Raw genomic sequence first — 13,407 nt, forward strand, 5'->3', positions numbered from 1 at the left:
ACCCGTGAAGACGGCTTACTTCGGATCGCCGAGAACCTTTTTCAACTCCTCGATATCCTCTTCAACCGCTGTTTTAAGACCGCGGCGTTCCAGCCAGTTTCTGCCCCATATGCTTAGATCCAGAACCAGTTTGTTCAGCTCCCGTCCTTCGTCACTCAACGAGTATTCAACCTTTGGTGGAACAACGGGATAAACCTGGCGAATAATCAGGCCATCCTCTTCAAGTTCACGCAGTTGCTTCGTCAGTAAACGCTGATTGATGCTGGTTAAAAACCGCTGGAGTTCGCTAAACCGAAGCGTACCGTCCTTAAATAAATGATAGAGGATCACCCCTTTCCATTTCCCACCCATGATATGCAGTGCTGCTTCCATTGAACAACCTGGTGCCGAATCGTAGTTACGTAATTTCTTCATAAAAACATCATGGTTACCTTTTGGTAAGTATGTGCATTTTTTTAGCGTATAAACGAATTATCATCGTATGGTACTTTTAGCGGGCTAAATATCAATCACTTTCTGGAGTAGAAATGTCAGCTTTGCTTTTTGAACCCATCACAATCAACGGCGTTGAATTCCGCAACCGTATTGCCATGTCCCCGATGTGCATGCACTCGGCATCTGACGACGGCAAGATTAATGACTTTCATGTTATCCACTACGGCGCGCGTGCCCTGGGCGGAGCAGGTCTTATCATGCTGGAAACGGCCTCTGTATTACCGAATGGTCCAATCGGTCCTGGAGACATCGGTATCTGGGATGATAGCCATATTGAAGGTTTGTCCCGCGTGACAGATTCCATTCACCGTTTTGGCGCGAAAGCCGGCGCACAGATTGGACATGCTGGTCGCCAACTGGGAATTGACCTGCCCTCTATCGCGCCGTCAGCTATTCCGTTCACACCTGAGTCCCGCGTACCACAGGCGATGAGTATTGAGCAAATTAACGAAGTCGTAGAGGCGTTCCGTCAAGGTGCTCGCCGTGCGCGTGAAGCCGGTTTTGACGTTATTGAAATCCACGGTGCCCACGGCTATCTGTTGAATCAGTTCCTGTCGCCGCTAGCGAACAAACGTACCGATGAATACGGTGGTAGCCACGAGAATCGTTACCGCATTGTGCGTGAAGTCATTGACGTCGTGCGCAGCGAGTGGAAAGGCCCATTGTTCCTGCGTATCTCTTCAACCGATTATGTTGAAGGCGGAAACCGTCCGGAAGACTTCTTGATCTACGGCAACTGGATGAAAGAACAAGGTATTGATCTGATTGACTATTCAAGCGGCGGAATTGCGATGGTACAGGTAAACACTTACCCAAATTATCAGGTCCCTGCAGCCGAGCTACTACGAAGGGAGTTGGATATTAAAACCGGGGCTGTAGGTCTGATCGAAACAGGTCGTCAGGCAGAAGAAATTTTGCAGAATGGCCGAGCAGATATCATTCTTGTTGGCCGGGATATGCTGAAGGATCCGTTCTGGGCGCGTACTGCAGCAGACGATTTGAACGTTGTACTCCCCGTTCCTGCACAGTACACCCGCTATGGTTCTGGCTGGCAGCGTTCTCAGCCGCGACTGCCGGCAGCTGACCTGGCAAGCACTGTAGAGCAATAATAACAGCTACTTCATCGGCCCTGCACGGTTGTAATGCTGTATCTGTACCAATAGACCCTTTGTTGTAACCCTCATAGTTAAAAAAACAGAAGTGCTTTTCTATTGCCCCTGCATGCTGACGCAGGTTTTTTTTATTGAGAACATCTGATTTTGTATTGCGGATGGTAAAAACCTTAAAAATCAAAGATAAAATTAATTTCATAAATATACTCATCAAATCATATCAACGTCCGCTCCTGGCTGTGAGTCAAAACACCGAAGCACAGTGCTGTGACTCCTCAACGTTATCCCTGTGCTGATTTCTTACTCTGTGTTCGATCGGATGAAATAACAATGGCTATGCCAGCCAGAACGATCAGTGTGCAAACCAGAATTCTCAAATCAGGCAATTCGCCAAGAAATAGCACTCCACCTACCGCAGCAATACAGGGCACACTCAACTGCAGCGTGCTGGCGGTTGCTGAAGACATAGTGGCAACAAGTTGGTACCAAAGTACGTAAGCCACACCAGAAGCCAGTCCGCCGGAGAGCAGGGCAAGGATGACGCCGTTGGCGTCAGTATGCACGGGCTCCTGTCGTACCAAACTCAGGATGAAAATAACCGGAAGGCTCAGAATGAAATTTCCTGCAGTCGTCCCGGCAGGAGAGAGGATATTTTTCCCACGCACAGAGTAAGCTCCCCATGCCATGCCTGAAACAACCATCGTCAGGGCGGGTATCAAAGGGGGAGCGGTTGCGCCGGGGAGCAGCAGCATAATGATCCCCCCGATGGCAATAACGATCCCGATGGCTTTGTATCCGCTAAGTGTTTCACCTTTTATTAATCCCCAGCCAATCATGCAGATCTGCACTGCGCCAAACAGCAGTAATGCGCCTGTTGCGGTATTGAGCTGCACATACGCGATTGAGAAAAATAATACATAGGCACACAGCAACAGGGCATCGATGATTTTCCAGCGTATTTCTTTCAGTTTACCCCGGGCTATATGCCAGAAAAACAGCATTACTGCACCACCGAGTAATCTCAGCATGCTGAACGTTTCAGGATCTGAATACTCATTCTTTAAGGCGATACGGCAGAGGATAGAATTGGCTGCAAATGCAGTTAGCACCAGGAGAACCAGCAACAGCTTTTTCATACCCATCCTTAATGTTGACGATCTGTTGCAGAGTATAGAGTGCATACATCAGGACAGACATGCTAACGATGCTTTTGTTTATAATCCAACACGATAACGTTGCACAGGGGCTGGCGCTATCCCTAAATGATGCTCAGGAAAGTGAGAATGGAAAGAACTGATACACGGCCACCATAGCGGAGGTACTTAATATCACACTGATGATGAAGTAAGTTTTGAAGGGCTGCTTTTGTGTTTTATGGTGAAAGAGTTGTTGGCCGACAATGGCTCCAGCCCATCCGCCCACAGCGCCAAATACCAGCAACGTGGATTCCGGCACTCTGCGCCAGGCCTTACGCGCTGCCATTTTGTCCACGCCGTAAATCGCCAGCGTCAATATGTTGGCGAGCAGGCCCCATATCAGCAACGGATGTGGGGCAAAAAGGCTACTGACCGCAGAGCAGACCAGTAGCAAATAACAACAGCGATTGAGATTCATCTCATTAACCACAGCCAGAACGGAGAGGCGATTATCTTAACCCAGAACCGACACCGATAAATGGATATGTAGATTCCTGGAAGCCAGGGTTATCCAGATTTTGATACAGAAACTGTCGGGGTCGCATGTCCAGTCTATAAAATAGAACATTATGAAAAGTAATGATATTGTTCTACCAGCCACGCTCATAACGAGGTTTTATGAAAATCAGAAGGTTCAAGAATGGAGATGAGATTTCGTTACTCAGCGTTTTCTTATCTTCTGTACATACCCTCGCATCCCACTATTACACACATGAACAAATAGATGCCTGGGCCCCGTCAGATATCGACCCGGATCACTGGACTAATCGCATGAGGGCACTACGTCCCTTTGTTGTTGAAGTGGATGGTGAAATAGCTGGATATGCGGATGTTCAGCCAAATGGGTACATTGACCATTTCTATGTCTCGGGAGTCTACCCGAGACAGGGCGTAGGGACGCTACTGATGGACCGCATTCATGAAGAAGCCAGACAACGTGGAATGGGTGAACTTACTTCAAATGTCAGTAAGGCTGCGGAAGCGTTCTTTCTACGACACGGCTTTCATGTCGTGGAACGAGGTTTCCCTGTGTGTCGTGGCGTGACACTACAAAATGCACTGATGCGTAAATATTTGGCGAAACAGATGAAAAGAAAAAGAGTCGTGTCTGGATAGTTAAATCAGAGTGTCATCATCATTTCATGCCAGGCCATACCACCGTGGTCTGACTCTGACGGTTTCATATACTTGTAACCAAAATGAGCATACAGATCGACGTGGCGATCTTTACACAACAGGTGGATTGTTTTTTTGTTCATTGCTTTCATATGCGCCACGAATTCACGCATCAGCAACGACGAGTATCCTTTGCCCTGATAATCCGGGTGAACCACGACAGACATAATCACGGCATTAGGTGCATCCGGATCGTGTCCAACCAGTTCTTTAAATTCTTCATCAGACATCACGACTTCCCATGCGCAGCCTGCATTGATGAAACCAATAACGTCGCCGTTCAGCTCCATACACAGGAAACCTTCCGGATAGCGGTTAATACGGGTGGCTATTTTCTCGCGCGTTGCGGCTTCATCCCCTTCGTAGGATGTGATTTCAATATCATAGCAACGATCGACATCGGCGGCAGTGGCCTGACGGAATACAGGGGTAGACATAGTTTTGCCTCTTCAGAATCATTTTGTTGGAAATATACTATCTTTTTTCAATCATGCTTTCGCTGCATTTTATGCAAAAATAAAATGTACAATATTCATTAATCACTATTTTCAAATTTCACCCGGAAAAAAGAACCATGGTGTCGACGTTGCGCAAGACCGATCTGAATTTATTGCTTATCTTCGATTCTCTTTATCGGCATGGGAGCGTAACGGAGGCCGCTAATGAAATGGCGCTAAGTCCGTCGGCGCTGAGTCATGCGCTCAATCGCTTACGTGCCTCACTGGATGATCCCTTATTTGTGCGCACTGGCGGACGCATGGTGCCAACGTCAAAAGCAGAGAGCATTGCCGCCAACGTTTCCGCCGCTCTGAACAGTCTCTCGACTTGCCTACATGAGCCTGAACACTTTGAGCCGGAAAAAAGCCGGGAGACGTTTACTTTTGCCGCCACGGACTACACGGCCGCTGTGATCCTGCCAGGCCTGATCGCGAGAGTTAACAGCCTCGCGCCGGGTATTACCATTAAGCTTATCTACTCATGCGATTTTAACGCCGATGAAGATCTGCTTTCGGGCAAAGTTGATTTTGCTCTTGGTTTTGAAGAAGAGCAGAAAAATCCCCGGCGCGGTATTGAGTCCATTACCTGCTTTACGGATGATTACGTGGTTGCGGTGCGACGTGGTCACCCTGAAATTTATGATTCCCTTACCCATGAGCGCTATATTAACGCCGGACACGTGGTGGTACGCCCATGGCTGGAATCCCGGGGGGCTATTGACCGTTATCTGGAAAGTCAGCAGGTACGCCGCCGAATTGTTGTTGAATTACCAAGTCTGATGATTGCCCCGCTCATTGTTTCAAATACTGATCTGGTCATCACGCTGCCCAAGCGGGGCATCTCATCTGTTTTTGATATGAAAAATCTTGTGGTGTTTACTCCTCCATTCCCAACACCCCAGTATATTCTGAAGGCTTATTACAGCCCACAGCTCAGTAACTCCCCTGGACATTTATGGATGAAAGAGCAAATTTTACAGGTTTGCGAGCCGCAAAACCCGATTACGTCAATGAATGCACCCGATCAAACCCCTGACCCAGATCGGTGATCAGGTCATCCGGATCTTCCTGGCCAATCTGGAGCCGAAGGGGTTCTCCCTTCTTGTGCCAGGTTGTCGCAGTTCGATATTCCCGGCAGCCGAAAGGAATAATCAGGCTTTCAAAACCGCCCCAGGAATACCCCATTCCGAACAGCTGCATGTCATTTAGCATGTGTGTTAAAGCCTGTTTGCTGAATACGGGATCAAGCACCACAGAGAACAGCCCTGACGATCCCGTAGGGTCTCGCTTCCATATTTCATGTCCCGGACAATCCGGCATTGCGGGGTGGAGTACAGTTTTGACTTCAGGTTGTTCTTCAAGCCAGTGAGCAATTGCCAGTGCTTCCGCTTCTTTCAGCGAATATGCAACATTCTTAAACCATGTAAGGCAAAGAAACAGTCTTCTGCACCCGGTAACATGGCAAGTATGCCCAAAATCATGCCCGTTGATGTTGGGCTTTAGATACTTTTTACATCAACGTAACCCGCTTCCAGATAGCAGACAAAACAGGGTCAGAAAGTTAATTTATCCTGCTTTTTTGCCCGCAACTCGTTAACAATACCTACAAACGCAAGACCGACGGGAACAAGGGCCCCCCACAGGACGGAGTTCCAGCCGTAGAGGCTGAGTAGAGCACCTGAAGAAAATGACCCTACAATCATAACCCCAAATACCACAAAATCGTTCAGGGACTGGACCTGGGTTTTCTCTTCTGGACGATGATATTCAATGATCTTCGCCGATGCGCCGGTGAAGCCAAAATTCCAGCCGAGACCCAGCAAAATCAGCGACAACCAGTAGTGAAAAATATCGGTTCCACCGAGTCCGGCGAGGACAGAGCATGCAGTGATAAGCAAACCCGCAGCAGCGATACGCATGGCTCCAAAGCGGTTAATTAATTTGCCAGTGAAGAAACCCGGACCGTACATGGCAATAACGTGCCACTGGATACCGAGATTGGACGCCTGTTGAGAGATGCCGTGCATGTGCATCGAGAGTGGTGCAGCCGTCATCAGGAAGTTCATCACCATATAGGTTACCGCACCGCTGAATACGGTTCTGGCAAACCCTGGCTGACGGGCAATTTCGCGTAAAGGCCGCCCACCCGTTTTTATCGCGCAGGTAGGTTCTGCGGTTTTTACGCCTTTAAGTATGAATGCCGAAATAACGGCCACGAGCGCCTGCGCGAGGAACGTGACGGCGAAGGTATGAGGCGGCCAGAAGTGCATCGTGCCTGAAACCAGCATCGGGCCAATCACGCCGGCAACCACGCCGCCTCCCATCACCAGCGACAGGGCCCGGGCGCGACGTTCTGGCGTGACGCCGTCGGTTGCCGCAAAACGAAAGCTGAGCGCAACGGCTGCATAGGCTCCGCCCATGAAGGCGGCAATGCAGAACAATATAAATGAGCCAATCACGACGGCCAGGGCGGCGGTCAGTCCAGTCAAGACACCCGCCCCGGTTCCGACCATAAATGCGCTTTTACGGCCATTTTTACGCGCTAATGAGCCTAACGGCAGGATACAGCCTGCCATCCCCAGAACAAACATGGTGATGGGAAGTGTAGCCAGCGAGCTGCCGGGAGCGAGGGCGTTACCCACAATTGCGCCAGTGGCATAAAAGACGACAGAGTTGGCACCCGCGAGGGCCTGCGCGGCCGACAGGCGAATGATATTATTTCTCTGGTCTGCAACGGGCAGGAAATGTTCTGCGGACATGTGATTAATTATCCTGATTCATGGTGAGCACTATCCTGTATCGCGCCAGACCTTGCTTAAGTCTGTTGAGCGCCTCATTTGCCCGTTCAAATGGCAACATCTCTGTGATGGGCAACGTCTGAAAGAGGTGGCTGAACTGCAGTGCGCGCTCGGTTTGCGCCGGTGTGCCGACGAAGGAGCCTGTCAAGGTGCGTTCAGCGCCGATCATCATACCCGGCGAGACCTGCAGCGGCTTTTGTCCTGTACCCAGCAAGATTGTTTTACCCTGGGGGGAGAGGGCGGACAAGAGGGCTGAAACCGTTTCTGAAGCCGGTGCAGTTGCCACGATAAAATCCACACCGCCGTCATTTTTCAGGCGTTCTGATGCATTTTCCTCAAGTGTATTGATGTAGTGATGCGCACCCAGCTTAAAGGCCGCGCGTTCTTTTTCGCTACCCCGTGCAATCACAGTCACCTCAAAACCCATTTTACGGGCGTACTGAACAGCCATGTGGCCAAGCCCACCCACTCCGAGAACAGCCACTCTGTCGCCCGCTCTTGCGCCTGAATTACGCAGTGCGTTGAAGGTAGCGGTACCGGCGCAAAGGATCGGGGCTGCATGCACGGAAGAGAGCGCGGAGGGAATTGCTATCAGCGCGGTATGTCGCATGACAACGTACTCTGCGTAGCCGCCATCGCAGCTGAGGCCCGGCGTCAGTTGATTTTCACAGAGATGAAAAAGCCCTCTGCGGCAAGGTTTGCAGTGCTGACAATACCCACCCAGTCGGCCGACGCCTACGCGCTGACCGCATTGCCAGATATCGGGTACCCTGTTCCCCTTGCGGGCAATAAACCCAACGATTTCATGTCCCGGTATACGGCCGGGTTGGCCCTCCTGCGGCGCTCTTTCCGCGTCCCGGAGATCGGCACCGCATACTCCGCATGCTTCAATTTTGATAAGCACCTCATCCGGACCGGGAGCGGGTATCGGCCGCTTTGTCATTTCCAGCACCCCGGGGGCAACGATCTGCATCGCGCGGTATTTTTTATTCATAAATGGCACCGATATAATAGGGATTATCAGATGGCAAGGGCGAGATCTTTAGCCCTGGCTTCCTGAACAAAGACGGCCGTCATACAGGCATTAAACGCAGCGAGCATTAATTCCCGCGGATCAGGAGCCAGTCCCTCGCCACCCAGCGAAACCGATTCATCGGAATCGATAACATGGTTTTGAAGTGCCAACGGAGCGGAACCTCCGGAATACGGCTGGCAGAGCGTCCGGCGCGGTCTTCAGGCGTTACGGCCAGCCATCACACCGCCATCAATATCCCAGATAGCGCCGGTGACCCAGCCAGTTTTTTCAGAAAGCAGGAAAGCCACAGTTTCCGCGATGTCGACTGGCGTACCCACGCGTCCGATCGGATGGAAGCTGTCAAAGCTGTTCATCACATCTTTTACGTCGTCTTTCGGAATGAAGCCTTCGTAAATAGGAGTGTGAACAACGGCCGGAGAAACCGCATTCACGCGGATCCCTTTTTCACCCAGCTCAATGGCCAGGTTTTTAGTCAGCGCGTGCAGACCGGCTTTGGCCATCGAATAGGCTGAAGACGGCGTGGCACCAATCGCCTGCTGCGCCCACATGGAGCCGATATTCACGATGGAGCCTTTAATCCCGGCATCAACCATATTGCGAACCACGTCACGGGTAATAAAGAACGTTGCGCGGTTAATGCTCATATACATGTCATAGTCTGACGCTTCATGTTCGGTGAAGGGTTTTGGGAAAAACACGCCAGCCGCATTGACCAGCAGGCTGATATCTTTGTGTTCGGCATTAATGGTGTCTACCACATGCTGCATCCCTTCTTCTTTCATCAGGTCGGCAACGATGATAGAAACCTGACCATCCGCAGCCAGTGCCTGGCGGGCCTGCCCGGCTTTGTCCTGACGATTGCCAACAAGCACAACGCTGCCGCCGTTTTTCAAAACCAGCTTCGCCGTTTCGAAGCCCATACCGCTTGTACCACCGACCACTAACAGTTTTTTACCGGCAAAAGATGCGTTCATCGCTAACCTCTTTGAATTCATATGGTTGTTATTGATGAAAAGCCGTACTCCTCATCGTGTGAAATCAGAATGCCACCCGGACGCCTGATTGACGACTGAGAAGAAATTGCGACTCAGGAAAGAAAATCTTTCTCGCTGGCGTATACTGAGAAAAATAATGAATCAGGATTTCCACAATGCGATCGCTAAACCGACTTAAATGGCTGCACGCTTTTGAAGCCACCGCCAGGCACGGCAGCTTTACCGGCGCGGCACAGGAGCTTGGCGTTACGCCCGCTGCAGTAGGCCAACTGGTACGCTCGCTGGAAGACTGGGTCGGACACCCGCTTCTTCACCGCACCCGCTCCGGAAAAGAGCGGCTGACGTTGGTTGACGAAGCGGAGGAGGCGCTACAGGACATCACGCAGGGACTGGACAAACTCGAAACCGGGTTAAACAAGCTTCGCGGTCGCCGCTCGCGTTCGGTGGTGGTGGTGACGGCATCGCAGGTGCTGATGATGAACTGGCTGATGGATCGCCTGAACCGGTTTTCGGAAACGCACGAAAATATCAATCTGCGGCTTAACGTCACGGAAAAACTGATGGATGTGTCGCACGGCGAGGCGGACATCGGTATTCGCTGCGGACAGGGCGACTGGCCAGGCGTGCATAAAACCTGGCTGATGGATGAAGAAGCGGTGCTGGTCTGCAGTCCGCGCCTGGTGCCGCCCGGGAAAATGGCCTGCCGTGAATGGCTCGCCACGCAAAAACTCATTCACGATGACACGCCGCATCCTGGGGCGGATTTTCCGTCATGGGATGCTGTCCTGATGGCGGTCGGTGCACCCGAAGCGCTGGATAGCGGGCTGCATATTAACTCCACCTCAGCGGTCATCCTGTCGGCCCTGAGCGGCAGGGGCGTGGCCATCGTTCGTTACGCTTTGGTGAAGCAGCTTATCGAAACCGGTCAGTTGGTTCAGCTGCACCCCGATCGCCGTTGGCCGCTCAAATGGTCCTATTATCTGGTCACTCCGCAACAAAAAGTTATGCGTGATGAAGTCAACGTTTTCCATGACTGGCTTCTTCAGGATGTCGTCTCAGACCGTTCATAAACTGCCCCCTCAGGCATTACGCTGCCCCGGCAATCACGTCGGGTGCGTAGTGCTTATACCACGACAATTCACGACATAGAATTTCTTTTCTGCTTCGCAAGATTATCTGATTTGTTGAAGCTGTCTGGCTTTCTGATAATCGCCCTCAACGAAAGGTAATACAGACCGGTTTTTTAAACGGGCGTATTACTTCAACCCTGAACGAAGGAGAGAACGATGGCTTATCTGCAAATCACCCTGAATATCAGTAATGAAAACCGTGCGGCAGCCGCTGAGGTATACCAGAAATACAAAACTCCGTTTCTGACCACCATTGAGGGTGCCACCTCTAAAGAGCTGCTTGTCCGCGACGAAGACGTCCAGGTGCTGCACGGTTTTACGACCGTTGCGCAGGCGCAGGCATACCTTAACAGCCTGCTGTTTACGCAGGATGTCGTTGCCGGATTAAAACCGTATTTAAACAGTGCGCCTGACGTGCGTATTTTCGACGTCATTTAATAACTTTTCTGAGACAAACAACAACCGGAGTTTTGAATGTTCTTAAACTGGAATGAATATCGCAGTGGCCTGCTCGCCACCATCGACAAATTTGCCAAACTGCAGCCTGAGTTTATGAAAGGCTTTCAGCAGATGGATAAAGGTGCGTCAGAAAGCAAGCACCTCGATCCCAAAACCCATGAACTGATTGCGCTGGCCGTGGCCGTAACCACCCGCTGCGACGGTTGCCTGGCCGTTCATGTGGATGCTGCTGTTAAGTACGGTGCCACGCGCGAAGAGATCGCCGAAGCGCTGGCGGTTGCCATAAACCTGAACACCGGCGCAGCGCTGACGTATACCGCGCGCGCACTGGATGTGTACGATAATCTGCCGAACAAATAGGCCTGCACACGGCTCCGCGTGGGGCCGTCTAATCACTGATTATGATGTTACTGAATTCTGATTTTTCGCAGCGCGTGATCATTACCCCGGATGATTATCAATGGATATTTTCACCCTAGCCCGGGGTTGAGCGCATGATGCTTGACCGGATTGGTTGCGAGCAGGTACGCGCAACCCTTCTCGTCAGGCTGCGCCAGATGTCTGCCGATGCACGCCAGCCGGTCAGGTTATATACGCAGAAGGCGGCTAACTGGCATGGTCAGCCGCAAAGACAAGTCTTCGCTTTATTCTCTGGTACCTCAGAAACAATGCTGCTTCAGAAGCTTGTCCCAGGCGCGCGGATTTTCTGTGCGCCGCATGTTGGCGGAGCAGAGATCCACGACGTATCCGAGCCAGATTCGGGTAAAACGGCGATTTTTGGTTTTACTGGCGTACTTGCAAAATCGAGATGGACTGTCAGCGATGCTGTTCTCAAAAGCCTTTGTCGGGAGCCGCTCGTACGCTTATTTGGGCAGGATGCGGTAGAGCCCGAAGCTGAGTATATAAAAGACTGGGCGGCCGATCCGTTTCTGCAACGGAATTTGATCTCCAGCAGGAAGTCAGTCACGTAATACCTGAGCAACTTTCCGCCAGGGGAGAATTGTCCGGTGAGATAACAGGTATTGCCAGTGAATGGTCGCCGCAGTTCCCGGGCTATCTGACAGGCGCAATTGACTCTGCATTAACGGGCGTTCAGCGCTGGCTACAACAGAAATAACCCGCGAAAATGGGGGGCTACCATCCGAGCAGGAGATGGGTTGTTGAAAACAGAGTATCCGGTTCTATAATGCGTCAGCTTTTAAAAAGAGCTGGCTTCTGAAGCGTCCGCTTCACGCCCTGAGACATTCGATAAGCTTTTTACGGCATCAATAAGGGCGATTTTCGCGCTTCCAGTGCCAGCAAATATTTTGCTTCATCATAACAGGTTCTAGTCTTCCAGCAGCGGTAAATTATCCTTATCCATTTGAATGCCAGAGCCCGGATCGCTGATTGATGAGATTTTCCTTTTTCTCGCAGCCCCTGGTAATACAGCTTGGCCCAGTATGATGAGTTAACCGTCTTGGCAGCCCATTCGACGAAGGTTTGCCTGACGAACTTGGCACACTGCCATCGCCAGTGAACCCAGGATTTCTGGCCACTTCGTTCAGTCACCGGTGCAATCCCCGCGTAGTTTTGAATTTCCTCAGCGCTGTTGAAGCGGTCGCGGTTATCACCCAGTGCGGCAAGCATACGTGGGCCCAGACACGGCCCCATGCCCGGTAGTGATCTGAACAGCTCTGCATCCGGAAGTGTATCGAATAACGATTCGATTCGTTCGTCGTAGGTTCTGATAAGTTCACCTACAAGTTTGATTTGCGATGCAAGAGCTGTTGCCATTAGCACGTTCGCCTCGATGACACTTTTATCAGTGGTCAGGGGAATAGCGTTCGCAATGCTTGTCACCCGCTGTTCTGTATAAGCTACAGCGGGACCACCTCTTGCGTTCATAAAATGACGGACGGTATCACTCCTGGCACGTTTGAGCTGTTGCAGGCTTGGCCAGCGGATTATGAGCTCACAGAACAATGAACTGTCCCGATGCGAGAACCATTCCAAGGGTTGAGGGTAATACTGCTTAAGCGTGTTAATGAGCCGATTAACAAAGCGGCGTTTGTCTTCTACCAGCAGTCTGCGCTGCTCGACTAGTTGTAGAAGTAAACGGATATCAGCATTGTCGGGTTCGATGGGTTTTATCTTTTGGGGATAGCGAAGCATCAGATCTAACGCCAGCTCGGCATCCTGCGGATCGTCCTTCGCACCACTTGGCCAGAAGGTCTGCCGATAGCGGGCCAATGATAACGCGTGTACAGGAAAGACAGTAATAAAGGGGTACTTCTGGAGAGCGTACACTACCGGGCCTTTTTTCAGTTCAAGGGCGATAGCGATCCTGCCTTTGACCTTCTGATGCAAGTCATTGAGCCAGGTATCAAGCGCTTCCGGCGTATGGTTAATCACATGGAATGTGCGCTCACCGTTTTTAAACTGAACGCAGACATCGTGTTTTTTATCCGCCCAGTCCAGGCCAACATGAGCAGCAAACTGATCTATAGCAGTCATCACCAACTCCTTTTAAC

At 51.0% G+C, this 13,407-nt stretch carries 16 protein-coding genes and 1 pseudogene; 7 read left to right on the plus strand and 10 right to left on the minus strand.

Features of this window, described 5'->3' with window-relative positions:
• Positions 1–15: 15 nt before the first annotated feature.
• A complete protein-coding gene (locus AL515_RS11860; RefSeq protein ID WP_048211800.1) occupies positions 16–414 on the minus strand; it encodes a winged helix-turn-helix transcriptional regulator in 399 nt (132 codons plus the stop codon).
• Positions 415–527: 113 nt separating this feature from the next.
• On the opposite strand from AL515_RS11860, the gene namA reads away from it, so the two are divergent.
• On the plus strand, positions 528–1,604 hold the full coding sequence (gene namA / locus AL515_RS11865; RefSeq protein WP_061067827.1) for an NADPH dehydrogenase NamA: 1,077 nt from the start codon (positions 528–530) through the stop codon (positions 1,602–1,604).
• A 284-nt stretch (positions 1,605–1,888) separates the two neighbouring features.
• Here namA and AL515_RS11870 read toward each other — a convergent pair whose 3' ends face one another.
• Together AL515_RS11870 and AL515_RS11875 are read right to left on the minus strand one after the other, a co-directional pair.
• Positions 1,889–2,743 (minus strand): DMT family transporter, encoded by an 855-nt coding sequence (locus tag AL515_RS11870; protein WP_061067828.1) that lies wholly within the window; start codon positions 2,741–2,743, stop codon positions 1,889–1,891.
• A gap of 133 nt (positions 2,744–2,876) precedes the next feature.
• The gene (locus AL515_RS11875; RefSeq protein ID WP_061067829.1) at positions 2,877–3,221 is read right to left on the minus strand and encodes a DUF1294 domain-containing protein; all 345 of its coding nucleotides are present in this window, start codon (positions 3,219–3,221) and stop codon (positions 2,877–2,879) included.
• A gap of 200 nt (positions 3,222–3,421) precedes the next feature.
• Between AL515_RS11875 and AL515_RS11880 the strand changes: the two genes are divergently transcribed.
• Positions 3,422–3,919: a GNAT family N-acetyltransferase gene (locus tag AL515_RS11880; protein ID WP_048211796.1), complete on the plus strand. Its 498-nt coding sequence runs from the start codon at positions 3,422–3,424 to the stop codon at positions 3,917–3,919.
• A gap of 5 nt (positions 3,920–3,924) precedes the next feature.
• On the opposite strand, the gene AL515_RS11885 is transcribed toward AL515_RS11880, so the two are convergent.
• Positions 3,925–4,416, minus strand: a complete 492-nt coding sequence (locus tag AL515_RS11885; RefSeq protein ID WP_061067830.1) for a GNAT family N-acetyltransferase — start codon at positions 4,414–4,416, stop codon at positions 3,925–3,927.
• A gap of 149 nt (positions 4,417–4,565) precedes the next feature.
• Between AL515_RS11885 and AL515_RS11890 the strand changes: the two genes are divergently transcribed.
• Entirely contained in the window at positions 4,566–5,525 is a 960-nt protein-coding gene (locus tag AL515_RS11890; protein ID WP_192575265.1) for a LysR family transcriptional regulator, read from the plus strand.
• Here the strand turns inward: AL515_RS11890 and AL515_RS11895 are convergent.
• The 5 genes and pseudogenes from AL515_RS11895 to AL515_RS11915 all read right to left on the minus strand — a co-directional run.
• Positions 5,479–5,942, minus strand: a pseudogene (locus AL515_RS11895) (PLP-dependent transferase); the annotation flags it as partial. The gene AL515_RS11890 and the pseudogene AL515_RS11895 sit on opposite strands and share 47 nt — an antisense overlap.
• 87 nt (positions 5,943–6,029) lie before the next feature.
• The gene (locus tag AL515_RS11900) at positions 6,030–7,235 is read right to left on the minus strand and encodes an MFS transporter (protein WP_061067832.1); all 1,206 of its coding nucleotides are present in this window, start codon (positions 7,233–7,235) and stop codon (positions 6,030–6,032) included.
• A gap of 4 nt (positions 7,236–7,239) precedes the next feature.
• A complete protein-coding gene (locus AL515_RS11905; RefSeq protein ID WP_061067833.1) occupies positions 7,240–8,268 on the minus strand; it encodes a zinc-binding dehydrogenase in 1,029 nt (342 codons plus the stop codon).
• 26 nt (positions 8,269–8,294) lie between these two features.
• Positions 8,295–8,459: an OsmC family protein gene (locus AL515_RS11910; RefSeq protein WP_225807905.1), complete on the minus strand. Its 165-nt coding sequence runs from the start codon at positions 8,457–8,459 to the stop codon at positions 8,295–8,297.
• A gap of 48 nt (positions 8,460–8,507) precedes the next feature.
• The gene (locus AL515_RS11915; protein ID WP_061067834.1) at positions 8,508–9,284 is read right to left on the minus strand and encodes an SDR family NAD(P)-dependent oxidoreductase; all 777 of its coding nucleotides are present in this window, start codon (positions 9,282–9,284) and stop codon (positions 8,508–8,510) included.
• Positions 9,285–9,460: 176 nt separating this feature from the next.
• Here AL515_RS11915 and AL515_RS11920 point away from each other — a divergent pair, with 176 nt between their 5' ends.
• From AL515_RS11920 to AL515_RS23810, 4 genes are all read left to right on the plus strand, one after another.
• On the plus strand, positions 9,461–10,375 hold the full coding sequence (locus AL515_RS11920; protein ID WP_061067835.1) for a LysR substrate-binding domain-containing protein: 915 nt from the start codon (positions 9,461–9,463) through the stop codon (positions 10,373–10,375).
• Between the two features lie 216 nt (positions 10,376–10,591).
• Positions 10,592–10,873, plus strand: a complete 282-nt coding sequence (locus AL515_RS11925; protein WP_048211789.1) for a hypothetical protein — start codon at positions 10,592–10,594, stop codon at positions 10,871–10,873.
• Positions 10,874–10,909: 36 nt separating this feature from the next.
• Positions 10,910–11,254: a carboxymuconolactone decarboxylase family protein gene (locus AL515_RS11930; protein ID WP_048211788.1), complete on the plus strand. Its 345-nt coding sequence runs from the start codon at positions 10,910–10,912 to the stop codon at positions 11,252–11,254.
• 134 nt (positions 11,255–11,388) lie between these two features.
• Entirely contained in the window at positions 11,389–11,865 is a 477-nt protein-coding gene (locus AL515_RS23810) for a hypothetical protein (protein ID WP_225807906.1), read from the plus strand.
• 286 nt (positions 11,866–12,151) lie between these two features.
• Here the strand turns inward: AL515_RS23810 and AL515_RS11940 are convergent, their stop codons facing one another.
• Complete coding sequence (locus tag AL515_RS11940; RefSeq protein WP_061067836.1) at positions 12,152–13,390, minus strand: IS110 family transposase; 1,239 nt, start codon at positions 13,388–13,390, stop codon at positions 12,152–12,154.
• Positions 13,391–13,407: the final 17 nt, after the last annotated feature.

Source organism: Citrobacter sp. FDAARGOS_156, assembly GCF_001559235.2.
Lineage (GTDB): Bacteria > Pseudomonadota > Gammaproteobacteria > Enterobacterales > Enterobacteriaceae > Citrobacter > Citrobacter youngae.